Source organism: Ilumatobacter sp. (genome assembly GCF_039969435.1).
In the GTDB taxonomy this organism is placed as follows: domain Bacteria; phylum Actinomycetota; class Acidimicrobiia; order Acidimicrobiales; family Ilumatobacteraceae; genus Ilumatobacter_A.
In genome coordinates, this window is the sequence record NZ_JBDVNU010000036.1 from 149,059 (window position 1) to 172,838 (window position 23,780).

The window sequence follows — 23,780 nt, forward strand, 5'->3', positions numbered from 1 at the left end:
GATCATGTGGCGGTCGCCGCCTCGATGTCGGCTTGCGTGACGATGCCCGCTTCCAGCACGTGCTCGGCGAGCCGCGTGCGACGGTCCTTGGCCAACCGGTCGCTGGACCCGTGCAGGCCGGACACGCCGGCCTTCGCGTACTTCGCACACAGACCGTCCAGCTTGCGGTTGAACTTGGTCACGGTCCAGTCGAGCGATGACGCGATGAGCCGGTTGGTCGGCATCGCTCCATCGTTCACGAGCGGACGGGCGAGCGCGACGAGCAGGGCGAACTGGTCGTCGCTCAACGGGATGTGCGAGGTGGTGGCGGTTCGTTCGTCGGGGTTGCCGGTCGGTTCGGGGAGCGACACGTCGGCATCGTCGTCGTCGGCAACGGCCGGTCCGATCACGTCAAGCGCGAGTTCGTACGACGTCCCCCCGGCGTCGAAGCGCAGAGTGGCCGAGTCGTACGCGATCGGTGACGACGTGCCGGGGGCGATGCGCGCCGACGAGGTGCTCGTGTCGTCGTTGAGGGCGAGACCGATCGAGGAGCCGACGTTGTCGATCCACCAGAGGCCGTTGGCGTGGCGGAACTCCGCGAGCACCCGGTGGAGGAACTTGTTGTCGTCGATGACGATGTCGGCCGATCGGCCGATCGTGAGGGTCTGGTCGTGGGTGGCCGAGTACTCCTCACCGCAGAACTCCACGCGGAGTTCGTGGCGGGAATCGGGATCGGTGTTCATGTGTTCTCGTCTCGTTCGGGAGGTCGTGCCGTGGGCGCCAGGGCGGGGGGCACCCGGAGTTCTGCGGGGTCGGCGATCCTCAGTGTGGTCGGTCCACCGAGATGGATGGTGTCACCGATGGACACGGGGTGCGGCTGCCACGGCGTCAGCGCGACCGGGGCGTCGTCGTCGAGGGACACGACCGCCGTGCGGCCACGTGCGTCGCAGTCGGTCACGGTGATGCGACGTTGGTCGACCCGCACGACGACGTGCGTCCGCGACACGGTGACGGCGGCGTCGATCCGGACGAGGCGTGGTGACCCCACGACGCGTGCCGCCGCCGCATCCGGGGATCGTCCGACGACGATGGTGCGATTGATCGGGATGACGGAACCGTCGGGAAGGGCGAGCCCGGCGACCGCCGTCGAGGCTCTCGGGCCCGATCTCGAGGCCGTGGAATCGAGTGGGTCGCCGCACAGTCGGCACACGACGTTGGTGTTGGGATTCGCGTGCCCACGCGGGCAGCGGATGTCGCCGGGACGACGGAACGTCCGATCCGTGTCGTCGTCGGGGTAGGTGATCGGGCCGAACGGCGTCAGGGTCACGTCGAGGTCGGCGACTCCGTGGAACTGGGGCGCGTCGGCGGTCGTGTCGAACGACGGCGTTGCGATCGGCGTGCTCGACTCCGCGGCGCGTCCGGCCATCACGAGGACGAAGCCTCCGCCGGGACCATCACCGTCGCGAAGGTCTCCCGGGGCGTCCGGACCGCCCGCGTCGATGTCGGAGAGGATGGCGTGACGGCGATCGGCACGGACGCGCACCGAGGTGCGACCGGCGGGAATCGTCGTGAGGGTGAACCGCGGCGTGTCGCGGTCGAGTGACAGTTCCTCCGTCAGTTCGAACGTCGAGTCGACGTCCACGACGCCGTCGGCCGAAGTCCAGTCCAGGATGCAGCGTTGCAGCGGCGTGGCGCGCACGGCGTCGCTCGGACCCTCCGCGAGGAAACGCGCGGCGAGCGTCGCCACCTCGTGGCGAGCCGATGCGTGCTGTTCGGGCGGGACGAAGATCAAGGAGTCGTCGCGGCGTGCGATCCAGCCGAGACCGGGCGTCACCGCGAGGCGCACACGTCGGGCCTGGTCGAGTCCGTCCATCGGGACATGTTGCCAAATCCGAACGGCACTTCGAGCCACGACGTGACTCGCGGCGGGAGTTGTGAGAACACACGTTCGGGAGCGGTATCGTGAGGTGCTCATGGCCTCACGCACGACCGCCACCGCCACGCCCGTCTCCACGGTCGCCACGCCCCCGAAGAAGCCCGTCGCGAAGCGCAACGCCGTTCGCAAGGTGAACGGGCACGATTCGTCCAGGATCATCGTTCGCGGTGCTCGCGAACACAACCTGAAGAACGTCGACGTGGAGATGCCGCGCGACAAGCTCGTGGTGTTCACCGGGCTGTCCGGTTCGGGCAAGTCGAGCCTTGCGTTCGACACCATCTACGCCGAGGGCCAGCGCCGCTACGTGGAGTCCCTGAGCGCCTACGCACGCCAGTTCCTCGGACAGATGGACAAGCCCGACGTCGACGTGATCGAGGGTCTGTCGCCGGCCATCTCGATCGACCAGAAGTCGGCGTCGCGCAACCCCCGGTCCACGGTCGGCACGATCACCGAGGTCTACGACTACCTCCGACTCCTCTACGCCCGCATCGGCGTGCAGCACTGCCCGAACGACGGCACGCCGCTCCAGCGTCAGACCCCGCAGCAGATCGTCGATCGAATCCTCGAGATGGAGGAAGGGCTGCGCTTCCAGGTGCTCGCACCCGTCGTGCGCGGTCGCAAGGGTGAGTACGACACGCTGCTCCAGGATCTGTCGGCCCAGGGGTACGTGCGGGCGGTGGTCGACGGCGAGATGGTCGACATCGACGAGTTCCTCGACCGCGACGAACGCCTCGCCAAGTACGAGAACCACAAGATCGCAGTCGTCGTCGACCGTCTCGTGCTCAAGGAGGGCATCGAACGCCGCCTCACCGACTCGCTCGAAGGGGCCCTCAAGCTCGCCGACGGTGTCGCCGAGATCGAGATCGTCAACAAGGACGCCGACAACGAGTCGATCACGTTCAGCCAGCACCTGTCGTGTCCGGTCTGCGACTCCAGCTACGACGAGCCGGCGCCTCGCAACTTCTCCTTCAACTCGCCGTACGGCGCGTGCGCGACGTGCGACGGGCTCGGCACCACGTTCGAGGTCGACCCCGAACTGATCATCCCGGACGGCGAGCTGTCCCTGGGTGAGGGAGCGATCGCGCCGTGGCGCAGCGCGAACACGCAGTACTTCACGCGGATGCTCGAGTCGGTCGCCAACGTCAACGACATCGACCTCGCCACGCCGTGGGAGGACCTCACCGCCAGGCAGCAGAAGGTCGTGCTGCACGGCGTCAAGGGCAAGATGACCGTCAAGTACAAGAACCGGTACGGACGCCAGCGTTCGTACGCGACGGAGTACGAAGGCGTCATCCCGTGGCTCAAGCGGCGCCACGAGGGCTCCGATTCGGAGTGGGCGCGCGAGCAGTACGAGGGATACATGCGCCTGGTCGCCTGCTCGGCATGCAACGGCTACCGGCTCAAGCCGGCCACGCTCGCCGTCACGGTCGACGGCAAGCACATCGCCGAGGTGTGCGACATGTCGATCGCCGACGCCGCCGAGTTCCTCGGCGCGCTGCAACTCTCCGAGCGTGACCGGATCATCGCGGCGCAGGTCACCAAGGAGATCAACGCCCGCCTCGGGTTCCTGCTGGCGGTCGGCCTCGACTACCTCACCATGTCGCGCTCCGCCGGAACCCTCGCCGGGGGTGAGGCGCAGCGAATCCGCCTCGCCTCGCAGATCGGCTCCGGTCTCGTCGGCACGCTGTACGTCCTCGACGAACCGTCGATCGGGTTGCACCAGCGTGACAACGCACGCCTGATCGAGACTCTCACGGCGCTGCGCGATCTCGGCAACTCGGTGATCGTCGTCGAACACGACGAGGACACGATCCGTACCTGCGACTGGATCATCGACATCGGTCCCGGCGCCGGCGAGCACGGTGGCGAAGTCGTCTACGCCGGGCCGGTGAAGGGCATCGAGAAGGTCAAGAACTCGGTCACGGGGCAGTACCTGTCGGGCAAGAAGTCGATCCCGCTCCCAGCCCAGCGTCGTCCGCAGAGTCTCGACAAGTTGCAGATCGTCGGTGCCCGCGAGCACAACCTGCAGGACATCACGGTCGACATCCCGCTCGGCAACTTCGTGTGCATCACGGGCGTGTCGGGCTCGGGCAAGTCGAGCCTGATCCGGGACATCCTGCTGCCGGTCCTGATGCAGAAGATCTACAAGTCGAAGACCGCCGCAGGGAAGCACAAGCGGATCCTCGGCACCGAGCACCTCGACAAGGTGATCGACATGGACCAGTCGCCGATCGGTCGCACGCCCAGGTCCAACCCCGCCACCTACACGGGGGTGTTCGACAAGATCCGCAAGCTCTTCGCGTCCACCAACGAGGCCAAGATCCGCGGCTATCTCCCCGGCCGCTTCTCGTTCAACGTGAAGGGCGGTCGGTGCGAGGCGTGCGCCGGCGACGGCACGATCAAGATCGAGATGCACTTCCTCCCCGACGTGTACGTGCCGTGTGAGGTCTGCAAGGGCGACCGTTTCAACCGTGACACGCTCGACATCGAGTTCAAGGGCAAGAACATCGCGCAGATCCTCGACATGCCCGTGTCGGAGGCGGTCGACTTCTTCGCCAACCAACCCGGCATCTCGCGATACATGGAGACGCTGATGGACGTGGGTCTGGGCTACGTGCGCCTCGGGCAATCGGCGCCGACCCTGTCGGGCGGCGAGGCCCAGCGGGTCAAGTTGGCGACCGAGTTGGCCAAGCGGTCGACGGGCAAGACGATCTACCTGCTCGACGAGCCGACGACCGGCCTGCACTTCGACGACGTCCGTCGCCTGCTCACCGTGCTGCAGCGTCTGGTCGACAAGGGCAACACCGTGCTGGTCATCGAACACAGTCTCGATGTGATCAAGACCGCCGACTGGATCATCGACCTCGGCCCGAACGGCGGAAACGGCGGCGGACAGATCGTGGCCGAAGGCCCGCCCGAACACGTCGCCACGGTGAAGGAATCGTTCACCGGCCACTACCTCCAACCGCTCCTCGCCCGCGGCTGACCCGACTCGGCGTCCCCACCCAACGGTCCGCGTGAGCAAGACCCCGTCCCAGGACGGGGTGATCCTCACGCCGGGGTGCAGTCCGGTGGGGTCGGTGACGGGCGGCTGAGTCGGCGTGAGCGTGACCCCGTCCCAGGGCGGGGTGATCCTCACGCTGGGCGGCGGTGCCGAGGTGACAGACTCAGCGGGGTGACGATCGAGCAGGCCGAGGTGGAGAGCACCGCGGACCGACGGGAGTTGCAGCGCCGGACACTGAACTCGCTGAGGCTCGTCACCGTTCCGGGCCAGGCAGCGGTCGCCGGCATGGTCGCTGTCGTGACGCTGTTGGCGAGCGACCTGCTCGGGTCGGACCGCCTCGCCGGTCTCGGAAGCGCGTCGTTCACGGTCGGTGCAGCGTTGACGTCGATTCCACTCGCTGCGTTCATGCGGCGGCGTGGGCGTCGACTCGGCCTCGCCCGGGCTCTTGCGATCGGCGCGGTCGGATCGGCGATCGCCGCATTCGGGGGAGAAGTCCGTCTGTTCCCGATCTTCGTGATCGGCATGGTCCTCTTCGGAGCGGGCCAGGCGGCCACGCTGCAGGGCCGCTACGTCGCCGCCGATCTCGCCGAACCGTCGAAGGCAGGAACGGCGATCGCCGCGATCGTGTGGGTCGGAACCCTCGGAGCCGTGTTCGGCCCGTTGATGACGCCGATCGAGAAGACGATGGCGGAATCGGTCGGACTGGACGAATTGGTCGGACCGTTCGTCGTCGCGTCGATGCTGTTCGGGGTGGCTTCGATGATCGTGATGGTCCGTCTCCGGCCCGACCCGTTGGCGGTTCTCGGCACGCTCGACCCCGACGCCGAGCGGATCCGCCCGCTGCGACAGGTCCGTCTGTCGGCCGGGGTCATCGCCGCATCGGCTCCGGCACGTCTGGGACTCGCTGCCATGGCGATCTCGCAGGCGGCGATGGTGGGCGTGATGACGATGACCCCACCGCACATGAAGGACCACGACCATGCCGACCTGTCGGCCGTCGTGATCGCTGTCCACATCGTCGGGATGTACGGGTTGGCCCCGGTGATCGGCCGCCAGGTGGATCGGGTCGGAGCGAACCGAGCGATCCGGGTCGGCGCCGTCGTGCTGGGGCTGGGCACGGTGTCGACCGTCGCGGCCGGATACGTCCCCGCCTTGATGTTCGTCGGCCTGTTCCTCCTCGGACTCGGCTGGAACGTCGGCCTGATCGCCGGGTCCACGCTGCTCACCGAGGCGGTACCGGTCGACGCTCGCGTGGAGGTCCAGGGGACCGCCGACCTGACCATGAGCCTCTGCGGAGCGACCGCGGCGTTCGGTTCGGGGTTCGTGAAGGAGTCGTTCGGATTCCACCTCCTCGCGAACGTCGCCGCTGGCCTCGCCGCCGCTCTGCTCGTCCTCGCCTGGTTCACCTCCACCCGTCCCGTCCGGCCGACCCCGAGCTCGACGTGAGGATCGCCCCGCCCCAGCGCGAGGCGATCCTCACGTCGAGAAGGTCGATCACGTCGTCGGGCACCTCGGGACGAGGAACTGACGGACGCCCGGTCCCGCCGCGGATGTTCCTCACGTCCTGGTGAACTCGGCTCGACGTCGCCGGTACCGCTCGACCACCTGCGTGACCGACACGACGAGATCGTTCTCGTAGTCGCCCCGTCCGATGCGGTCGACGAGCCAGTCGACCCGCCGGGCGGCCTCGTCCCGACGGAGGTCGGACGCGATGCCGAGCGTCTCGTCGTGGCTGGGGAAGACGTCGACCTCCAGCGCCCATCGGATCTCGGGAACGGCGAGATCGAATCGTGCCGGGCCGTAGCCGGGGAGATCGATAGCGAACTGGCGGACGAGTCCGACGACCGATCGCGCGTCGAGCATCTGTCCGACCACCACCTCGGGATCGGACTCCGCCGCCGGTCCGGCGATTCGCCGATCCACGGCCTCGAGGTATCTGCGGACCCAACGCCGGCGTGGAAGCCAGGGGGCCGCCATCGCTCGAAGATCGTCGTCCGACTTCCCGGTCATCTGCAGCACCTGTTCGATGACGGAGAGCAGCGGGTCGGGTCGCAGGTGCCTGGCGAGGTCGAGCGACGTGCGTTCCATCGTCGTGACGCGGAGTCCGTCGTCTCGTCGTTCGATGTCGCTCTCGCCGAAGGCGCGGGTGTGGAAGGTGACGACGTGACGACCCACGGCCGGGTTGGCTCCGGGGGGAGCGAGGAGGTGGGTCCGCTTGTCGCCACCCACCTTGCGGAGCCCGTGGACTCGTCAGGCCGTGGGGCCGGCGATCACGACCGCCGGACGAGCGAGGCAGATCGCCGCCAACCGACCGTTGTCGCCAAGTGCGACACTCGGGGAGGAGTACGCGCCCCTCACGACGCTGACGAGGCAGTTCCGATCGACGAGGTATTCGATCTGCCGGCGGGTGAGGCCGGTGTCGATCAACTGCTCGATCGACGCGACGCCGTGTTGTGCGGCGAACCGGGCGTGAGCCTCGGCGGGAAGGTACGTCATCGTGTGCTCCTGTCTCACGTGAGATGCAGGAGGGAGTCGGTGACGTCGATTCTACGGCGAAGCTGGCGGTGCGAGCCCCGATGGGCTCGGCGTGAGCGAGGCCCCGTGCTGGGGCGGGGTGATCCTCACGTCGGGGTGTCCGACGGGTTCGGCGTGAGCGAGGCCCCGTGCTGGGGCGGGGTGATCCTCACGTCGGGGTGGGGGTCGGGCGTGGGCCGCCGGGTCCGGATCAGCGGTTGCGGAGGCGTTTGCTGAGTTCGTTGAGGCGTTGCTTCTCGGCGGTCGACATGGAGTCCATGCCGACGGCGCTGATCTTGTCGAGCAGATCGTCCATCTCGGCCTGATCCTCCGGGGTCGGCCCGCTCGGAGGAACGGCTCGCGGGGCCGAGGTCTCGGGGTCACGCCGCCACGGCCCTTCGACGACTCGCTGGCCGGCACCGCCACGCTTCGGACGGCTCGGCGGTGTCGGCTTGGAGCGCTTGCGTCGACGTATGCCGCCCGAACCGCTTCCGGACCCGATCGGGACGTGTGGGATCGGCCAGGCCGTGGCGAATCCGAGGGAACGGCCGACGGACAGCGCCGTCGCGACCGTCAGGAGGATGAAGAGGATCCCACCGGTCGCCCGGTTGCCGCCGAGTTGGAGGAGTTGGAGGAGCGTGAACACGGCGGCCACCGCCCACAGCGGGATGACGTCGAACCAACGCACGTTCGGATACGTCGCTGCGTAGACCCAGATCCCGGCGAGGAAGATCGGACTCAGGCCGAACTCGCCGATGTCGAGTCCCGGGTCGAGCGCTCCGAGCCCGGTGATGACGACTGCGGGGACGACGGCGATCGCCAGGACCCACCCCAGGAACTTGGTCCGGCCGAACAGGCCTTCGATCTGCTGACCGAACGACCAGAAGAACGCGATGCTGATCAGTTGGAAGAAGCCGGGTTGCTCGGCGATCGGCCAGGTGACGAGGCGCCAGATCTCGCCCGTGCGGACCTCGCTGGAGATGAGAGCGAACAACGGCCAGATGTCGTTCGGGCTGGCCGCCCAGAGGAACATGGTGAAGATCGCGAGGGCCGTCATGATGTCGACGGTGGTGATGTCGAAACGGCTGACTCGGAACCAGCCGTCGTTGGGACGGCGGCTGAACAGGGCGGCGAAGTACTGCGACATCAGTGTCGTACGGTACCTGCCCGACGCCGACGCCAGCAGGTCACTGCGCCAGTCGTGAGTCGGTACGTCGCACGCCACGCGCAGGTGCGTCGCCTGCGCGTAGCCCGGACCCGGTTGGCACGTCGCCCTGATCCCGTTGGCACGTCGCCCCGATCCCGTTGGCACGTCGCCCTGATCCCGTTGGCACGTAGCCTGGGACAGCGATGGTCACGCGTCCTCCAGCTGGAACGATTCCCGATGCACCCGGGTCGTACCAGTTCAAGGATCGTCACGGCCGGGTGATCTACGTCGGCAAGGCGTCGAGCCTGCGCCAGCGCCTGTCGAACTACTTCCAGAGCCCGCGCAACCTGCACCCGCGCACGGCTCAGATGGTGCAGACCGCCGAGTCCGTCGAGTGGACGATCGTCGACAACGAGGTCGAGGCGTTGATGCTCGAGTACTCGTTGATCAAGGAACACGACCCGCGCTTCAACGTCCGGCTCCGGGACGACAAGAGCTATCCGTTTCTCGCCGTCACGCGCGAGGACATCTGGCCGCGGGCGATGGTGATGCGTGGCACGAAGAAGAAGGGCACCCGCTACTTCGGCCCCTACGCCCATGCGTACGCGATCCGTGACACGCTCGACCTGTTGCTGCGGAGCTTCCCGATCCGCACGTGCAGCGAGAACAAGTTCAACGAGCACGAGCGCATCGGGCGACCGTGTCTGCTGTTCCACATCGAGAAGTGCTCGGGCCCGTGCGTGGGCGAGATCGAGGAGATGGAGTACCGCCAACTCGTCACCGAACTGTGTGACTTCCTCGACGGCGACACCGACGAGATCGTCAACCGACTCGATGCCGACATGCGCAACGCCGCCGGCGACCTCGACTTCGAGAAGGCGGCGCGCCTGAGGGACCGGCTCGACGCCGTGCGCAAGGCCATCTCCAAGCAACAGATGGTTGCGGACAAGAACGAGGACGTCGACGTGATCGGCATCGCCGAGGACGAACTCGAAGCGTCGGTCCAGGTGTTCTACGTCCGCAAGGGCCGGGTGATGGGGCGCAAGGGCTTCATCCTCGACAAGGTCGAGGAACTCACGCCGGGTCTGCTGATCGATCGCATCCTCGAAGCGATGTACGGCGAGGAACCCGTCGTCGGCGTCCCCAAGCAGGTGCTGGTGCCGTACGAGGCCGACGACGTCGAGACCTACGAGCAGTGGCTGGAGCTGATCCGCGGCTCGAAGGTGCAGGTCCGGGTCCCGCAGCGCGGTCCGAAGAGGTCGTTGCTGGACATGGTGACCCGCAACGCCCAGGAGGAGTTCACCCGCCACCGGATGAAGCGTGCCAGCGACCAGAACACCCGGAGCCGGGCGCTCATCGAACTGCAGAAGCACCTGAACCTGCCCGAGGCGCCGCTGCGGATCGAGTGCTACGACATGGCGCACCTCCAGGGAACGGACTACGTGGGATCGATGGTCGTGCTCGAGGACGGTCTGCCTGCGAAGCGCGAGTACCGACGATTCAAGGTGAACAGCGTCGGCGGTGACGAGGTCGGCGCGGGCAGTGACGACTACGCGGCGATGGCCGAGGTGGTCCGTCGACGACTGACCGCGTACCTGATCGAGCGGGACAAGCCGGTCGACGAACGCACGGGGCCCCCGAATGAACTCACGAACGACGGCAAGATCGACGGTTCCAGCACGAAGGAACGCAAACCCGGCAAGTTCGCGTATCCGCCGCAGCTCCTCTTGGTGGACGGTGGCAAGGGGCAGGTCAGTGCCGCTCAGGCCGTGGTCGTCGAACTGGGGCTGGCCGACGAGATCCCGGTGGCCGGGCTCGCCAAACGTTTCGAGGAGATCTACGTGCCGGGTCGATCGGCACCGGTCGAGATCCCCCGCGGCTCCGAAGCGCTGTTCATGCTGCAACGGATCCGAGACGAGGCCCACCGCTTCGCCAACACGTTCCACCGTGAGCGTCGCAGCAAGGGGATGACCGTCAGCGCACTCGACGACATCGCCGGCCTCGGGGAAGTGCGCAAGAAGAAGCTGACCAAGGCGATGGGGGGAGTGAACGCCGTGAAGAAGGCGAGTCTCGACGAACTCAAGGCGCTCAGTTTCCTCCCCGACGCGGTTGCGGAGACGATCCACGCGAAGTTCCACGGCTGACGTCGGCCCGTTCTCCGATCGGTCGTCGGTCCTACGATCTCCTCGATGCGACCGACGACCCTCGCCGAGATCGAAGCTGCGATCCGTGCCGCGTGTGGCACCGACACCTGTTCACCCGACGACCTCGACGCCTGGTCCCTCGACAACCCGACCCGCGGGCACTGCGCCGTCGCTGCGCTCGTCGTTCACGACCTGTTCGGCGGCGACCTCCTGGGCGCGGAGGTCCATCGAGGCGGTGTCCACATCGGTCACCACTGGTGGAACCGGGTCCACGGGATCGACATCGACCTCACGCTCGAGCAGTTCGACCACGACGAGATCGTGCTCGACCCGACCGTGCACGAGCGGCCCGCCGGCGGGGGACCTCGCTACGAGGACCAGTACCAGGTCTTCCGGCGACGTGTCGAGGGGTTGCTCCACTCCGGTCCGGGATCGACCGGGTCAGAGCTGGGAAGCGATGTCGGCCTGGAAGCGTCGGTAGGCGTCGATCCGGGCCTGGTGTGACGCACCGAGCGTGAAGTCGGGGACGATCACCTCGTCGAATCCCTGGTCTGCGTACCGGCCGAGTTGCTCGAGGATGTGGTCGTCGGACCCGGCGATCGTGCGATCACCCATCGGACCTCCTCGGGCCGTGTCGATGGTCGCGTCGTCGTCGCTCATCACGATCAGTGCCTGCACGGAGGTGTGCATCGAGGCGGGGTCGGTTCCGACCTCGTCGCAGGCGGCGAGGAACTTGGTGCGCACCGTGCCGGCGAGGTCGGGTGCGCCCCAGGTGTTCCACTGCTGGGCATGGCGTGCGGTGATCTTCAACATGCGCGGGCTTCCCGTGCCGACGACGATCGGGAGCACGTCCTGGTGCGGCTTGGGATCGCACGGTGCATCGGTGACGTCGTAGAACTCGCCGTGGAAGGTCGTGCGGTCGTCGTCGAGGAGCGACCGGACGATCTGGATCGATTCCTCGAACCGGCCGACCCGCGTGCCGGCGGCCTCGAGGTCGATGCCGTAGGCGGCGTGTTCGTTGATCTGCCACCCGGCACCGAGGCCGAGCGTGAAGCGACCGCCCGACACGCGATCGATCGTGGCCGCCCGGTTGGCGAGCAGCGCGGGATGGTGCACCGACGTCGGCGCCACGAGCGGACCGAGGCGGATCCTCGACGTGACGGCGGCGACAGCGGGCAGGACCGACCACGCCTCGTGGACGTCGCCCGGCACGAACGTCTCGTCCCCGGTGTTGGGCATGTAGTGGTCGGCGTACCAGAGGCAGTACCAGCCGTCGTCGTCTGCCGTCCTCGCGAGGTCGAGCACCTCGGAGGGAGGTCGCGATGGATTCGGCCACACGGAGAACTTCATCCGGCAGACGGTAGCGACGTGTCGCTGGAGAGACCGTGACGACGGCGACCGGTGGGCGAGGGATTCGCTCGTGCAACCGAGACTCGGCGACTCACCGGGTGGAAGAGTCTCCGACGGTCCGGGAGCGGACGTACGCTCGCACCGGTGACGGACGCACTGTGGGAGACGCACGCCGACTGGTGGATCGACGGGTTCACCGACGGGGCCGATCCCGAGTACGTCGAGCAGATCATGCCCCTCGTCGCGGCCGAGTTGGCCGGTGCCGGACGGGTGCTCGACGTGGGGTGTGGCGACGGGCAGATCTCGCGCCTCGCCGCCTCCCAGGGGTCGACGGTGATCGGGATCGATCCGACGTGGAACTGCGTGCGCGTCGCTCACGAGCGCGGCGGGGGAGCGGTGTTCGCCCGGTCGGGAGCTGCCGCGCTCCCGTTCGCCGACGCGTCGTTCGACACGGTGGTGGCCTGCCTCGTGTTCGAGCACATTGACGAGGTCGACGAGGCGATCGCCGAGGTCGGCCGTGTCCTGCGTCCGGGCGGGCGGTTCTGCTTCTTCCTCAACCACCCGATCCTGCAGGCTCCCGGGAGCGTGTGGGTCGACGACCACATGGTCGACCCGCCGGAGCAGTACTGGCGACTCGGCCCCTACCTCGACGAGACCGAGACCATCGAGGAGGTCGAACTCGGCGTGTGGATCCGTTTCGTCCATCGCCCGATGTCGCGCTACGTCAACGCGCTCGCAGCGAATGGCCTCGCGGTCGAGCAGATGGTCGAGCCGGCACCGCCACCTGGCTTCCTCGCGCAGGCGCCGGGGTACGCGGCGAGCGCTGCGTTTCCGCGGCTGATGTACATGCGACTCGTCAAATCGCCCTGACGACTACCATGGCCGACATGGCCGAGATCGTCCTCATCACCGGCCTGTCCGGCGCCGGACGATCCGGCACCGCCGACGTGCTCGAGGACCTCGGCTGGTACGTCGTCGACAACCTCCCCACGACGTTGATCAGCACGATCGTCGACCTCGCCGCCAAACCCGGGAGCGACATCCCGCGACTCGCACTGGTCGGTGGTCGCCAGCACGGTTCGTTGCTCGAGAAGATCGGTGAGATCCGAGCGAGCGGGCACCGGGTACGCGTCCTGTTCCTCGACGCATCCACACCCGAACTCGTCCGTCGCTACAACGCGACGCGTCGGCGCCACCCGCTCGCCGACCAGGTCGAAGGCCTGGTGGAGTCGATCGAACTCGAACGAGAGAGGCTCGATCCCGCGCGCGCCGCCGCCGACCTGGTGATCGACACCACCGATCTGAACGTGCACCAGCTGAAGGACCGCATCGTCGACGCGTTCTCGGCGTCGACCGAGTCGCGCCTGCAGGTGTCGGTCGAGAGCTTCGGCTTCAAACACGGGCTGCCGCTCGACGCCGACATGGTGCTCGACGTCCGGTTCATGCCGAACCCGCACTGGGTTCCCGAACTCCGACCGCTCACCGGTCACGACCCCAAGGTCCGTGACCACGTGCTCGAAACGGCTGCGGGCTCGGACTTCGTCGACCGGCTCGACGGCTTGTTGGCCTCGCTGCTTCCCCAGTACGAGAAGGAAGGCCGCGCCTACCTGACCGTGGCGATCGGGTGCACCGGCGGCCGACACCGTTCCGTGGCCACCGCCGAGGAGATCGCCAAGCGTCTGCGCTCGCGCGGTGTGGCGGTCCGCGTGGCCCATCGAGACGTCGCTCGCTGATCTCCTCGCCGCCGAGCAACCGTCGGCTTCCCGCCGGCGAGCGCGGACGCTACAGTCGGCGCGGTCCGCCCCTGCCCCGGCACGGTGTCAGACACCGCAACACCTCCGCAACACCCCCGCCCATCCGCTGGGCAGGGTCCCGACTCCTTGGGGCCATCGACAACACCCAGCGCATCGACCACACCCAGAAGGAATCCCACATGACAGTTCGCGTCGGCATCAACGGCTTCGGCCGCATCGGTCGGAACTTCTTCCGCGCTGCCAAGGCCCAAGGGGCCGACATCGACTTCGTGGCGGTGAACGACCTCGGGTCGCTCGACCAGATGGCGCACCTGCTGCAGTACGACTCCGTGCTCGGCCGCTTTCCCGAGACCGTCAAGGTGGTCAAGGGCGGCATCCAGGTGGGAGGCGACATGCTCCAGGTGCTCAGCGAGCGCAACCCGGCCGACCTGCCGTGGGGCGAGCTCGACGTCGACGTGGTGATCGAGTCGACCGGGTTCTTCAACTCGCGTGACGGTGCCGGTGCGCACCTCGACGCCGGCGCGCCGCTCGTCATCGTCTCGGCCCCGTGCTCCGAAGCCGACGCCACGTTCGTGTTTGGCGTGAACCACAAGGACTTCAAGCTCGCCGAGCACAAGGTGATCTCGAACGCCAGCTGCACCACGAACTGCATCGTGCCGATGGTCAAGGTGCTCGACGACGCGTTCGGTGTGGTCGAAGGCCTGATGACCACGATCCACGCCTACACCGGTGACCAGTCGCTCGTCGACGGCCCGCACAGCGACCTACGACGCGCCCGCGCCGCCGCCATCAACATCATCCCCACGTCCACCGGCGCCGCTCGTGCGACCGCGCTGGTGATGGAGTCGATGAAGGGCAAGCTCGACGGCGGTGCACTGCGAGTGCCGGTGCCGACCGGATCGCTCACCGACTTCACGGCCAACCTGAAGACCGCGGCCACGGTCGAGCAGATCAACGCCGCCTTCGCGAAGGCGGCCAAGACCGGGCCGCTCAAGGGCGTGTTGAGCTACACCGAGGCGCCGATCGTGTCGAGTGACATCGTGACCGATCCGTCGAGCTGCACGTTCGACGCCGGCATGACGATGGTGCAGGGCAAGATGGCCAAGATCAACGGCTGGTACGACAACGAGTGGGGTTACTCGAACCGCCTCGTCGACATGACCGTGTTCGCCGGCTCGAAGGTCGCCAAGAAGGCCAAGCGCTGACCGAAGGCCGTTCGGGGCGATCGGTGTCCGACACCGATCGCCCCTGGTTCGCACCATGAGTGACATCCCCACCCTCGAAGACCTCGAACGTGAACTCGGCGACCTGTCGGGCACGCGCATCCTGGTCCGCACCGACTTCAACGTCCCGTTGGGAGACGACGGCCAGATCGTCGACGACTTCCGGATCCGAGCCGCGCTTCCCACCATCGAGTGGCTGACGGAACGCGGAGCGACCGTGGTGACGGCGAGCCACCTCGGCCGACCGAAGGGTGAACCCGACCCGAAGTACTCGATGGACGCGGTGCGCGAACGATTGGGCGAGCTGGTGCCGGGCGTCGAACTGTTGGAGAACCTCCGCTTCGATCCCGGCGAGACGGGCAATTCGCCCGAGTTCGTCGCGACGCTGATCGAGGGCATCGACGGCTACGTGAACGACGCATTCGGTGCCTCGCACCGAGCCCACGCGTCGATCGTCGGGCCGCCCCAGCACGTCCCGTCGGCGATGGGACGCCTCCTCGAGAAGGAGGTCGATGTCCTCCTCGGTCTGCGGAACAAGCCGAAGCGTCCGTTCGTGGCCGTCCTCGGCGGCGCCAAGGTGTCCGACAAACTCGGGGTGATCGACGCCCTGCTCGACGTGGTCGACGAGATCATCATCGGTGGCGCGATGTGCTTCACCTTCTTCCTGGCCCAGGGCAAGCCGGTCGGATCGTCCCTCCACGAACCGGACCAGGTCGACGTGTGCACGGCGCTGCTCGCCAAGGCGACCGAGCTCGGCAAGACCATCCACCTCCCCGTCGACATCACGGGCACCGACGCCGACGGGAACTTCGCTCAGTTCGGATCGCGCCTGGCCGAGGGGTCGATCGGCTACGACATCGGCCCCGGAAGCGCCGCGGCGTTCACCGACGTGATCATGGAGGCCCGCATGGTCTTCTGGAACGGGCCGATGGGCATGTTCGAGGACGAGCGGTTCGAGTCGGGGACGCGCACGATCGCCCAGGCGATGGCCGACACCAAGGCGTTCACCGTCGTCGGCGGTGGCGACTCGGCGGCTGCACTCGCGCAGTTCGGTCTCGACGACGAGGTCGACCACGTCTCCACCGGAGGCGGGGCCAGCCTCGAGCTCCTCGAGAACGGCGACCTCCCCGGCCTCCGAGCCCTCCGCAAGGACTGACATCCATTCGGGTCTCGTTCGTTCGGTGTCCGACACCGATCGGTGAGCGAGGCGACGGGTTCACAGCTCCGCTGTCTGTCGATCGGTGTCGGACACCGAACGAACGAACCGAACGAAACCGACTCCGGACGAAACCAACCAGAAGGACAACACATGGCACGCACTCCGCTCATCTCCGGGAACTGGAAGATGAACCTCAACCACTTCGAGGCGATCCAGACCGTGCAGAAGCTGCACTATCTCGTTCCGAAGGACGTGTTCGACGGAGTCGAGGTGTCGATCCACCCGCCGTTCACCGACATCCGCTCCATCCAGACGCTGATCGAGAGCGAGGACCTCGACTTCGAACTGGGTGCTCAGCACTGCCACTTCGAGGACACCGGAGCGTTCACCGGTGAGGTGTCGCCGGCGTTCCTCGCGAAGCTCAACACGAAGTACGTCATCTGCGGGCACAGCGAGCGTCGTGAGATCTTCGGCGAGACCGACGAGACGGTGAACAAGAAGGTGCTCGCCATCCTCAAGTACGACATGACCCCGATCCTCTGCTGCGGCGAGACGCTCGAGGAACGCAACGCCGGACGGATGGAGGACAAGGTGCTCGGCCAGATCGAGGGAGGCCTCGCCGGCGTGTCCGCCGAACTGATCGCGTCGATGGTCATCGCCTACGAACCGATCTGGGCGATCGGCACCGGCGTGACCGCGACCGCCGACGATGCTCAGGCGGCCTGTGCCGCGGTTCGTGGCAAGGTCCGCGAGATGACCGACGACGCGACGGCCGACTCGGTGCGGATCCAGTACGGAGGGTCGGTCAAGGGCGGCAACGCACCCGAACTGATGGGTCAACCCGACATCGACGGCGCGCTCGTCGGTGGTGCGAGCCTCGACCCCGACGAGTTCGCCCGAGTCATCCAGTTCCAGCGCTGACGCGGTCGAGACGGACCGGGCTGCCGCGATGATCGACCCCCTCATGCCTGAGGAGTCGGGTTCCGATGCGATCACGTTGCGGTCCGCTCCGGTCGGCCTGGCCATCACGATCGTCGGACTGATCGGATTCGTCGTCCTGGCCACGGCGGCCCTCGCGCTGAACGGACTCAACGTGGTGACGGGCGTGATCGCGGCGGCTGCGGTCCTCTGCTCGGTCGTCATCCTGGTCGATCTCCCTCTCGCCGTGGCCTTCGACGACCTGGGGATCCATCGTTCGACCCCGCTGCGCCGACACGTCATCGCATGGGCCGATGTCGATCGACTCGTGCGCATGCGACGAGGCGGAATCCGACGCCCCGGCTCGGACAGGTTCCGTGGAATGGTCGCCGTGCGCGGTCGCAAGCGCACCGTTCTCGTCGACCGGACCGAGTCCCGCGACGAGTTCCTCCGCCTGCAGGCACTGCTGCGGCGAGTGCTCGACGACGACCGCTTCTCCTCCCTGCAGCCACCGTTCGATCCCGGTGCCGACGGGCCCGAGGCGGGCCTGTCCGGCTGACTCGTGGCGGCACATCGGTCGCACCCGAGGCCAGTTCACGAAGCCGAAACGGACGATGGCTGTCAAATTCGTTACGAGACTGGTACGTTCGCAAATGTCTGAAGCGAAGGGGAGCGTTTCGGGCCTCGTCAGAGGGTGCGGTCGAACGCCGGTCAAGCCGGGCGGTTCCCGCACCACCACCCACTCCTATCCGTAGTCCAACTCAGGAGAACAACACGTGAACACGAAACGACGGAGCATCAAGCTGCTCTCGGTCGTCGCCGTCTCGTCCATCGCCATCGCCGCATGCGGCAGTGACGATGACGGTGGCACCGACACCGACACCGACACCGGGACCGAAGTCACCGACACGGCGGGCGAGGACACTGCGCCCGCCACCGACGGCGAAGACGCGGCACCCGCCACCGACGGCGAGGACGCAGCGCCCGCCACCGACGGCGAAGACACCGAACCTGTCGAAGGAGCTGCCGGCGGCGACTTCATCGATCTCGGTACCTTCGCAGGCGGACCGCCCGAGCACATCGACCCGGCGCTGAACTCGACGCTCGACGCCTACCAGGTGATCAACGCGCTGTACGACGGCCTCACCGAGGTCGACTCGAGCGACCCCGACAGCAATGTGATCGTCCCGCTCCTCGCAGAGACGGTGGAAGCGAACGAGGACGCCAGCGTGTGGACCTTCACGATCAAGGAAGGTGCCCAGTTCAGCGACGGCGAGGAGATCAACGCCTCGACCTTCCAGAACTCCTGGGAGCGCGCTGCCGACCTCGCCGGTGACTACAGCTACCTGCTGACCTTCATCGAGGGTGGCGCCGAGCGCCTCGCCGGTGAGGCCGACACGCTGACCGGCGTCGTCGCCGACGACGCGACCCGCACGCTGACCGTCACGCTCTCGGCTCCGTACTCCAACTTCGACGCCGTCGCCGGCTTCCAGTTGCTGTTCCCGGTGCCGGCCGCCGCCATCGAGGCCGGCGCGGAGTGGGAGAACGGCGTGATGATCGGCAACGGTCCGTACGTCATGGAGTCCGCACGCACCGACGAGGAGATCCAGCTCAGCCGGAACGAGAACTGGCAGGGCGACTTCAACGGCGAAACGTGGCCCGACCGTCTCGACACGATCACGTTCGTGTCCGGCTCCGACGTCGACACGGCCTACACCGCGTTCGAAGCGGGCGAAGGCGACAACGCCAACATCCCGCCGGGACGCGTCACCGACGCCGAAGCCAACTACGGCACCACCACCGGGCAGAACGTGCTCGGTTCGTACCACTTCGTGATCAACGATCGTGACCCCCGGATCGGCGGCGAGGAGAACCTCAAGCTCCGTCAGGCGATCTCGGCAGCGATCGACCGCGAGGACATCAACGAGTCGGTGTACAACGGCAGCCGCACGACGTCGACGGGCATCGTCCCGCCCGGCATCCCCGGCTGGGTCGAAGGCATCTGTGAGTTCTGCGCCTACGACCCCGACCAGGCGCAGACCCTGTTCGACGAGTGGGTCGCCGAAGGCGGCGTGCAGAGCGAGCCGATCCCGATCCAGTTCAACGCCGACAGCGGTCACGAGCCGGTCGTCGCGATCATGGTCGACAACCTCGCAGCCATCGGCATCGAAGCCGTCGCCACGCCGCTCCCGGCCGAGACGTACTTCTCCGAGCTCGCAGGTGGTGCGTGCACGATCTGTCGTGCAGGTTGGTTCGCCGACTACCCGACGTACGACAACTTCATGTTCGACCTGTTCCACAGCTCGGCGCTCGACGGCAACAACTACGGGTTCACGAACGAAGAGTTCGACGCACTTGTGGACGAGGGCAAGCAGACCACCGATGCCGACGCACAGGCCGCACTGTTCCAGGACGCCGAGCGCGTCCTGCTGAACGATGCGACCATGGCGATCCCGATCAACTGGTACAAGGGCGACTACGCCTACGACCAGGAGCGGGTCACCAACTTCCCGGTGACGAGCTTCGGCCTGATCAACTGGGAGCAGGTCACCCTCGCCTCCTGAGGCGATCGATGAACTGACACCGAAGACCGGACCGCCGGACCTGCCCCGTTTCGACGGGGCGGGTCCGGCGGTCGACGTCCTTCACCGTGGCGTCTGGACTCGCCCCGTGAACCCGCCGCTCGACCCTGGAACGCAACGCCCATGACCGCCTACATCATCCGCCGCGTGCTGATCATCATCCCGACGATCTTCTGTGCGATCTCGTTCCTCTTCTTCATCTTCTACGTGCTTCCCGGCGACCCCGCGACGCTGATCGCCGGAGGCGCCGACCGGAACCCCAACCCGATCCAGATCCAGCAGATCAACGATCGGTACGGCTTGGACGACCCGATCCTCACCCAGTTCGCCAACTACTGGAAGGCAGTGCTGCAGTTCGATCTCGGCACGTCCTTCCAGCGAAATCAGAGTGTCAACGACATCTTGAAGGACCGGGCTCCGAACAGCATCCGTCTCGGCGTGTGGGCATTCACGATCGAAGTGATCGTCGGCATCTCGATCGGTCTGTTCTCCGCCATCCGCCGGTACTCCCTGGCCGACAAGCTCACCACGATCTTCACCGCAGTCGCGTCGGCCATCCCGGTCTTCGTGTCCGGCTACATCCTGCAGTACTTCTTCGCCGTCGTCCCCGAGAAGTACGGCTGGCCCGAGTGGATGCAACTGCGCACCTCGGGCATCTCGGCACCGCGTACCGACGAGTCCTGGTTCCTGTTCTTCATCCCGTCCGGACCTGCACAGTGGCGCTACCTCGTCCTGCCGGCGATCGCTCTCGCCGGAGTGTCCACGGCGCTCGCCGCACGCATGATGCGCGGGTCCATGCTCGAGGTCCTCGGCGCCGACTACATGCGCACCGCCAAGGCCAAGGGCCTCAACGAACGCCAGGTGATCAGCCGACACGGCCTGCGCAACGCGATGCTCCCGGTCGTCACGTTGCTCGGCCTCGACCTGGGCACCGTGGTCGGTGCGGCCGTCCTGACCGAGACGGTGTTCAACTGGCCCGGTCTGGGCTCCGCCATCGCAGAGGCGGTGGGGGATCGCGACCTGCCCGTGGTGCTCGGACTCACGCTCGCCGTGGTGGTCGTGTACGCCGTCGTGAACCTCGCGGTCGACGTCTCCTACGCGTGGTTCGATCCGAGAGTCCGTCTCGGAGGAGGGGAGGACGCATGAGCAACCTCGACACCGAAGTGGTCGTGAACTCGCCCGAATCCACCGTTGCCACGTCGCTGTGGGCCGACGCGTGGAAGCAGTTCAAGCGCAACAAGCTCGCTCTGGTGGGTCTCGGTTTCATCGTCTTCGTCCTCCTGACCGCCGTGTTCGCCGATCTGATCGCTCCGTACTCGATCACCGACCGTGACGTCGGCCGGTCGCGTGAAGGTCCTTCGGGCGACCACTGGTTCGGTACCGACATCATCGGACGCGACCTGTTCAGCCGAGTGGTGTACGGCGCCCGGGTCTCGATGAAGATCGGGCTCGCGGCCACGAGCATCGCTCTCGTGGTCGGAGTGATCTTCGGCGCGCTCGCCGGGTACATCGGGAAATTCGTCGAGTCGGCGATCATGCGGTTCATCGACGTGTTCCTCGCGATCCCGTACATCATCCTGGCCATCGCCATCGCCACCGTGTTCGGCAAGAGCGAGAACTCCGTCATCATCGTGCTGGGCTTCACCGGGTGGTTGGGCGTGGCGCGCATCGTGCGAGCGTCGTTCCTGCAACTCAAGAAGCAGGAGTTCGTGGAGGCGGCGCAAGCGCTCGGATTCGGACGGGTCAGGATCATGTTCCGCCACATCCTGCCCAACGCGCTGCAGCCGATCATCGTGTACGGAACGATCGCCATCGGCTCCACCATCCTGTCCGAGGCGGCGTTGTCCTTCCTCGGGGTCGGCCCGCAGGATCCGACGCCGGCGTGGGGGCTGATGGTCTCCCAGGGCCGGAGCGACCTGGCCAACGCCCCGCACCTGCTGTTCTTCCCCGGCCTCGCCATCGCGCTCACCGTGACGGCATTCGTGTTCGTCGGCGACGGCCTGCGAGACGCCCTCGACCCGAAGCTGAAGGATCGTTGATGACCGACCAGGTATCACCGGGCGCCCCCGTCGCGCCCAAGTTGGCCAGCCGACACGGTTCCGGGAGCGGCGAGGTGCTCCTGTCGGTGAGGAACCTCGAAGCCGTCTTCGAGACGGGCGACGGGATCGTCCACGCGGTCGACGGAATCACCTTCGACGTCCACCGTGGAGAGATCTTCGCGATCGTGGGCGAGTCCGGTTCGGGCAAGTCGGTGTCGGCGATGACGGTGATGGGGCTTCTCCCAACGATCAAGGTGCGGTCCGGCGAGATCCTGTGGAAGGGGGAGAACCTCCTGGACTTCGACGAGAACCGGATGCGTCGGATCCGCGGCGGCGAGATCGCGATGATCTTCCAGGACCCGTTGACGGCGCTCAACCCGGTCCACACGGTGGGTCGACAGGTCGCCGAGATGGCGCGCATCCACGACGGGCTCTCCAAGAAGGACGCGATGAAGCGGGCGATCGAGACGCTCGACCTCGTCGGCATCCCGGAGCCGGCCAAACGGGCCGCCATGCATCCTCACGAGTTCTCGGGCGGCATGCGTCAGCGGGCGATGATCGCGATGGCGATCATGTGCAAACCCGACCTGTTGATCGCCGACGAGCCGACCACCGCACTCGACGTCACCGTGCAGGCCCAGGTGCTCGAGGTGCTCGTCGACATCAAGGACGAGATCGATTCGGGCATCGTGTTGATCACCCACGACCTCGGCGTCGTCGCCGGTCTCGCCGATCAGATGATGGTGATGTACGCCGGCAACCAGGTCGAGTTCGGCACCGTCGACGAGATCTTCTACGAAACAGCGCATCCCTACACCGAAGGTCTGCTGAACAGCATCCCCGATCTGGTCGGAGATCACAGCAAGCCCTTGATCCCGATCAAGGGTTCGCCTCCCTCGCTGATCAACCGTCCGTCGGGATGCGCGTTCCATCCCCGCTGTTCCTACGCACGCGTCCCGGGCGTGTGCAGCGAGCAGGAACCGAAGTTGCGCGACGAAGGACAAGGACACATGTCGGCCTGCCACTTCACGAGCGTCGATTGGAAGCCGCAATGAGCACCGAAGTCCTGCGAGCGAACGACCTGGTCAAGCACTTCCCGATCAAGGGGGGTGTCTTCGGCCGCACGGTTGCGGAGGTGTCGGCCGTGGCAGGGGTCAACCTGCACGTCGACGAGGGCGAGACGCTCGGTCTCGTCGGCGAGTCCGGCTGCGGCAAGTCCACGACCGGTCGTCTGCTGCTGCACCTCCTCAAGCCCACGTCCGGCACGGTCGACTTCGAGGGCACCGATCTCGATGCGGCGAGCAAGTCCGAGATGCTCGAGATCCGTCAGCGCCTGCAGATCGTGTTCCAGGACCCGTACGCGTCGCTCAACCCTCGCCGCACCGTCGGCGAGACCCTGAGCGAGCCGCTCAAGCTCCACCTGGGGTTGGGGAAGGCCGAGATCAAGACGCGTATCCGCGATCTGTTGCAGACCGTCGGTCTCTCGCCGGAGCACACGAATCGCTACCCGCACGAGTTCTCCGGAGGCCAACGTCAACGTGTCGGCATCGCCCGAGCACTGGTGCTCGACCCCCGTGTGATCATCCTCGACGAGCCGGTGTCGGCGCTCGACGTGTCGATCCAGGCGGGTGTGGTGAACCTGCTCAAGAAGCTGCAGGACGAGATGGGCATCGCCTACGTGTTCATCGCTCACGACCTCTCGGTGGTCCGCCACATCTCCGACCGGGTGGCCGTGATGTACCTCGGGCGGATCGTGGAGGAAGGCGACCGTGAGGCGATCTACGACAAGCCGTCGCACCCGTACACCCAGGCGCTGATCTCGGCCGTTCCCGTCGCCGACCCCCGGCGCGAGCGCACGCGCCAGCGGATCGTGCTCGAAGGCGACGTGGCGAGTCCGGTCGACCCGCCCTCGGGGTGCCGGTTCCGCACGCGTTGCTGGAAGGCCACCGAGCTGTGCGCCGACGAGACGCCGGAGTTGATCGACCGCGGTCGCGGCCACCCCGTCGCCTGCCACTTCCCCGACTGACCCGT

General features: G+C 66.9%; 21 protein-coding genes. 15 read left to right on the forward strand and 6 right to left on the reverse strand.

What is annotated here, in order from left to right:
• Positions 1 to 2 precede the first annotated feature (2 nt).
• Entirely contained in the window at positions 3 to 722 is a 720-nt protein-coding gene (locus tag ABJK40_RS17965) for an FHA domain-containing protein (RefSeq protein ID WP_348480140.1), read from the reverse strand.
• Positions 719 to 1,852: an FHA domain-containing protein gene (locus tag ABJK40_RS17970; RefSeq protein WP_348480141.1), complete on the reverse strand. Its 1,134-nt coding sequence runs from the start codon at positions 1,850 to 1,852 to the stop codon at positions 719 to 721. The genes ABJK40_RS17965 and ABJK40_RS17970 overlap by 4 nt, the downstream gene beginning before the upstream one ends.
• Before the next feature lie 100 nt (positions 1,853 to 1,952).
• Here ABJK40_RS17970 and uvrA point away from each other — a divergent pair, with 100 nt between their 5' ends.
• Together uvrA and ABJK40_RS17980 are read left to right on the forward strand one after the other, a co-directional pair.
• Positions 1,953 to 4,901, forward strand: a complete 2,949-nt coding sequence (uvrA, locus tag ABJK40_RS17975) for an excinuclease ABC subunit UvrA (protein ID WP_348480142.1) — start codon at positions 1,953 to 1,955, stop codon at positions 4,899 to 4,901.
• 189 nt (positions 4,902 to 5,090) lie between these two features.
• Entirely contained in the window at positions 5,091 to 6,365 is a 1,275-nt protein-coding gene (locus ABJK40_RS17980) for an MFS transporter (protein WP_348480143.1), read from the forward strand.
• A gap of 111 nt (positions 6,366 to 6,476) precedes the next feature.
• Here the strand turns inward: ABJK40_RS17980 and ABJK40_RS17985 are convergent, their stop codons facing one another.
• The 3 genes from ABJK40_RS17985 to ABJK40_RS17995 all read right to left on the reverse strand — a co-directional run bounded on the left by ABJK40_RS17985 (position 6,477) and on the right by ABJK40_RS17995 (position 8,745).
• The gene (locus ABJK40_RS17985; RefSeq protein ID WP_348510358.1) at positions 6,477 to 7,148 is read right to left on the reverse strand and encodes a hypothetical protein; all 672 of its coding nucleotides are present in this window, start codon (positions 7,146 to 7,148) and stop codon (positions 6,477 to 6,479) included.
• Positions 7,149 to 7,169: 21 nt separating this feature from the next.
• The gene (locus tag ABJK40_RS17990; RefSeq protein ID WP_348480145.1) at positions 7,170 to 7,415 is read right to left on the reverse strand and encodes a type IV toxin-antitoxin system AbiEi family antitoxin domain-containing protein; all 246 of its coding nucleotides are present in this window, start codon (positions 7,413 to 7,415) and stop codon (positions 7,170 to 7,172) included.
• Positions 7,416 to 7,644: 229 nt separating this feature from the next.
• Positions 7,645 to 8,745 (reverse strand): DUF6576 domain-containing protein, encoded by a 1,101-nt coding sequence (locus tag ABJK40_RS17995; RefSeq protein WP_348510359.1) that lies wholly within the window; start codon positions 8,743 to 8,745, stop codon positions 7,645 to 7,647.
• 38 nt (positions 8,746 to 8,783) lie between these two features.
• Here ABJK40_RS17995 and uvrC point away from each other — a divergent pair, with 38 nt between their 5' ends.
• Together uvrC and ABJK40_RS18005 are read left to right on the forward strand one after the other, a co-directional pair.
• Complete coding sequence (gene uvrC / locus ABJK40_RS18000; protein ID WP_348481890.1) at positions 8,784 to 10,724, forward strand: excinuclease ABC subunit UvrC; 1,941 nt, start codon at positions 8,784 to 8,786, stop codon at positions 10,722 to 10,724.
• 45 nt (positions 10,725 to 10,769) lie between these two features.
• Positions 10,770 to 11,228, forward strand: coding sequence for a hypothetical protein (locus ABJK40_RS18005; RefSeq protein ID WP_348481892.1), 459 nt, complete (start codon positions 10,770 to 10,772; stop codon positions 11,226 to 11,228).
• Here ABJK40_RS18005 and ABJK40_RS18010 read toward each other — a convergent pair.
• Complete coding sequence (locus ABJK40_RS18010; RefSeq protein ID WP_348481894.1) at positions 11,166 to 12,074, reverse strand: LLM class flavin-dependent oxidoreductase; 909 nt, start codon at positions 12,072 to 12,074, stop codon at positions 11,166 to 11,168. The two genes, ABJK40_RS18005 and ABJK40_RS18010, sit on opposite strands and share 63 nt — an antisense overlap.
• A 144-nt stretch (positions 12,075 to 12,218) precedes the next feature.
• On the opposite strand from ABJK40_RS18010, the gene ABJK40_RS18015 reads away from it, so the two are divergent.
• The 11 genes from ABJK40_RS18015 to ABJK40_RS18065 all read left to right on the forward strand — a co-directional run bounded on the left by ABJK40_RS18015 (position 12,219) and on the right by ABJK40_RS18065 (position 23,775).
• Complete coding sequence (locus tag ABJK40_RS18015; RefSeq protein WP_348481896.1) at positions 12,219 to 12,944, forward strand: methyltransferase domain-containing protein; 726 nt, start codon at positions 12,219 to 12,221, stop codon at positions 12,942 to 12,944.
• 17 nt (positions 12,945 to 12,961) lie between these two features.
• The gene (gene rapZ / locus ABJK40_RS18020; protein ID WP_348481898.1) at positions 12,962 to 13,807 is read left to right on the forward strand and encodes an RNase adapter RapZ; all 846 of its coding nucleotides are present in this window, start codon (positions 12,962 to 12,964) and stop codon (positions 13,805 to 13,807) included.
• A gap of 200 nt (positions 13,808 to 14,007) precedes the next feature.
• Positions 14,008 to 15,033 (forward strand): type I glyceraldehyde-3-phosphate dehydrogenase, encoded by a 1,026-nt coding sequence (gene gap, locus ABJK40_RS18025; RefSeq protein ID WP_348481900.1) that lies wholly within the window; start codon positions 14,008 to 14,010, stop codon positions 15,031 to 15,033.
• A 55-nt stretch (positions 15,034 to 15,088) separates the two neighbouring features.
• Positions 15,089 to 16,207 (forward strand): phosphoglycerate kinase, encoded by a 1,119-nt coding sequence (locus ABJK40_RS18030; protein ID WP_348481902.1) that lies wholly within the window; start codon positions 15,089 to 15,091, stop codon positions 16,205 to 16,207.
• A gap of 153 nt (positions 16,208 to 16,360) precedes the next feature.
• Complete coding sequence (tpiA, locus tag ABJK40_RS18035; protein ID WP_348481904.1) at positions 16,361 to 17,131, forward strand: triose-phosphate isomerase; 771 nt, start codon at positions 16,361 to 16,363, stop codon at positions 17,129 to 17,131.
• A gap of 28 nt (positions 17,132 to 17,159) precedes the next feature.
• A complete protein-coding gene (locus ABJK40_RS18040) occupies positions 17,160 to 17,687 on the forward strand; it encodes a hypothetical protein (RefSeq protein ID WP_348481906.1) in 528 nt (175 codons plus the stop codon).
• A 217-nt stretch (positions 17,688 to 17,904) separates the two neighbouring features.
• The gene (locus ABJK40_RS18045; RefSeq protein ID WP_348481908.1) at positions 17,905 to 19,692 is read left to right on the forward strand and encodes an ABC transporter substrate-binding protein; all 1,788 of its coding nucleotides are present in this window, start codon (positions 17,905 to 17,907) and stop codon (positions 19,690 to 19,692) included.
• 141 nt (positions 19,693 to 19,833) lie between these two features.
• Positions 19,834 to 20,856, forward strand: coding sequence for an ABC transporter permease (locus ABJK40_RS18050; protein WP_348481910.1), 1,023 nt, complete (start codon positions 19,834 to 19,836; stop codon positions 20,854 to 20,856).
• Positions 20,853 to 21,749 (forward strand): ABC transporter permease, encoded by an 897-nt coding sequence (locus ABJK40_RS18055; protein ID WP_348481912.1) that lies wholly within the window; start codon positions 20,853 to 20,855, stop codon positions 21,747 to 21,749. Before ABJK40_RS18050 ends, ABJK40_RS18055 begins: the two co-directional genes overlap by 4 nt.
• The gene (locus ABJK40_RS18060) at positions 21,749 to 22,804 is read left to right on the forward strand and encodes an ABC transporter ATP-binding protein (RefSeq protein ID WP_348481913.1); all 1,056 of its coding nucleotides are present in this window, start codon (positions 21,749 to 21,751) and stop codon (positions 22,802 to 22,804) included. The genes ABJK40_RS18055 and ABJK40_RS18060 overlap by 1 nt, the downstream gene beginning before the upstream one ends.
• Entirely contained in the window at positions 22,801 to 23,775 is a 975-nt protein-coding gene (locus ABJK40_RS18065) for a dipeptide ABC transporter ATP-binding protein (RefSeq protein WP_348481915.1), read from the forward strand. Before ABJK40_RS18060 ends, ABJK40_RS18065 begins: the two co-directional genes overlap by 4 nt.
• Positions 23,776 to 23,780 lie beyond the last annotated feature (5 nt).

Coding starts and splice junctions, on each gene's coding strand:
- ABJK40_RS17965 (WP_348480140.1), bottom strand. CDS start 722: ATGAACACCGATCCCGATTCCCGCCACGAACTCCGCGTGGAGTTCTGC.
- ABJK40_RS17970 (WP_348480141.1), bottom strand. CDS start 1,852: ATGGACGGACTCGACCAGGCCCGACGTGTGCGCCTCGCGGTGACGCCC.
- uvrA (WP_348480142.1), top strand. CDS start 1,953: ATGGCCTCACGCACGACCGCCACCGCCACGCCCGTCTCCACGGTCGCC.
- ABJK40_RS17990 (WP_348480145.1), bottom strand. CDS start 7,415: ATGACGTACCTTCCCGCCGAGGCTCACGCCCGGTTCGCCGCACAACAC.
- uvrC (WP_348481890.1), top strand. CDS start 8,784: ATGGTCACGCGTCCTCCAGCTGGAACGATTCCCGATGCACCCGGGTCG.
- ABJK40_RS18005 (WP_348481892.1), top strand. CDS start 10,770: ATGCGACCGACGACCCTCGCCGAGATCGAAGCTGCGATCCGTGCCGCG.
- ABJK40_RS18010 (WP_348481894.1), bottom strand. CDS start 12,074: ATGAAGTTCTCCGTGTGGCCGAATCCATCGCGACCTCCCTCCGAGGTG.
- rapZ (WP_348481898.1), top strand. CDS start 12,962: ATGGCCGAGATCGTCCTCATCACCGGCCTGTCCGGCGCCGGACGATCC.
- gap (WP_348481900.1), top strand. CDS start 14,008: ATGACAGTTCGCGTCGGCATCAACGGCTTCGGCCGCATCGGTCGGAAC.
- ABJK40_RS18030 (WP_348481902.1), top strand. CDS start 15,089: ATGAGTGACATCCCCACCCTCGAAGACCTCGAACGTGAACTCGGCGAC.
- tpiA (WP_348481904.1), top strand. CDS start 16,361: ATGGCACGCACTCCGCTCATCTCCGGGAACTGGAAGATGAACCTCAAC.
- ABJK40_RS18040 (WP_348481906.1), top strand. CDS start 17,160: ATGATCGACCCCCTCATGCCTGAGGAGTCGGGTTCCGATGCGATCACG.
- ABJK40_RS18050 (WP_348481910.1), top strand. CDS start 19,834: ATGACCGCCTACATCATCCGCCGCGTGCTGATCATCATCCCGACGATC.
- ABJK40_RS18055 (WP_348481912.1), top strand. CDS start 20,853: ATGAGCAACCTCGACACCGAAGTGGTCGTGAACTCGCCCGAATCCACC.
- ABJK40_RS18060 (WP_348481913.1), top strand. CDS start 21,749: ATGACCGACCAGGTATCACCGGGCGCCCCCGTCGCGCCCAAGTTGGCC.
- ABJK40_RS18065 (WP_348481915.1), top strand. CDS start 22,801: ATGAGCACCGAAGTCCTGCGAGCGAACGACCTGGTCAAGCACTTCCCG.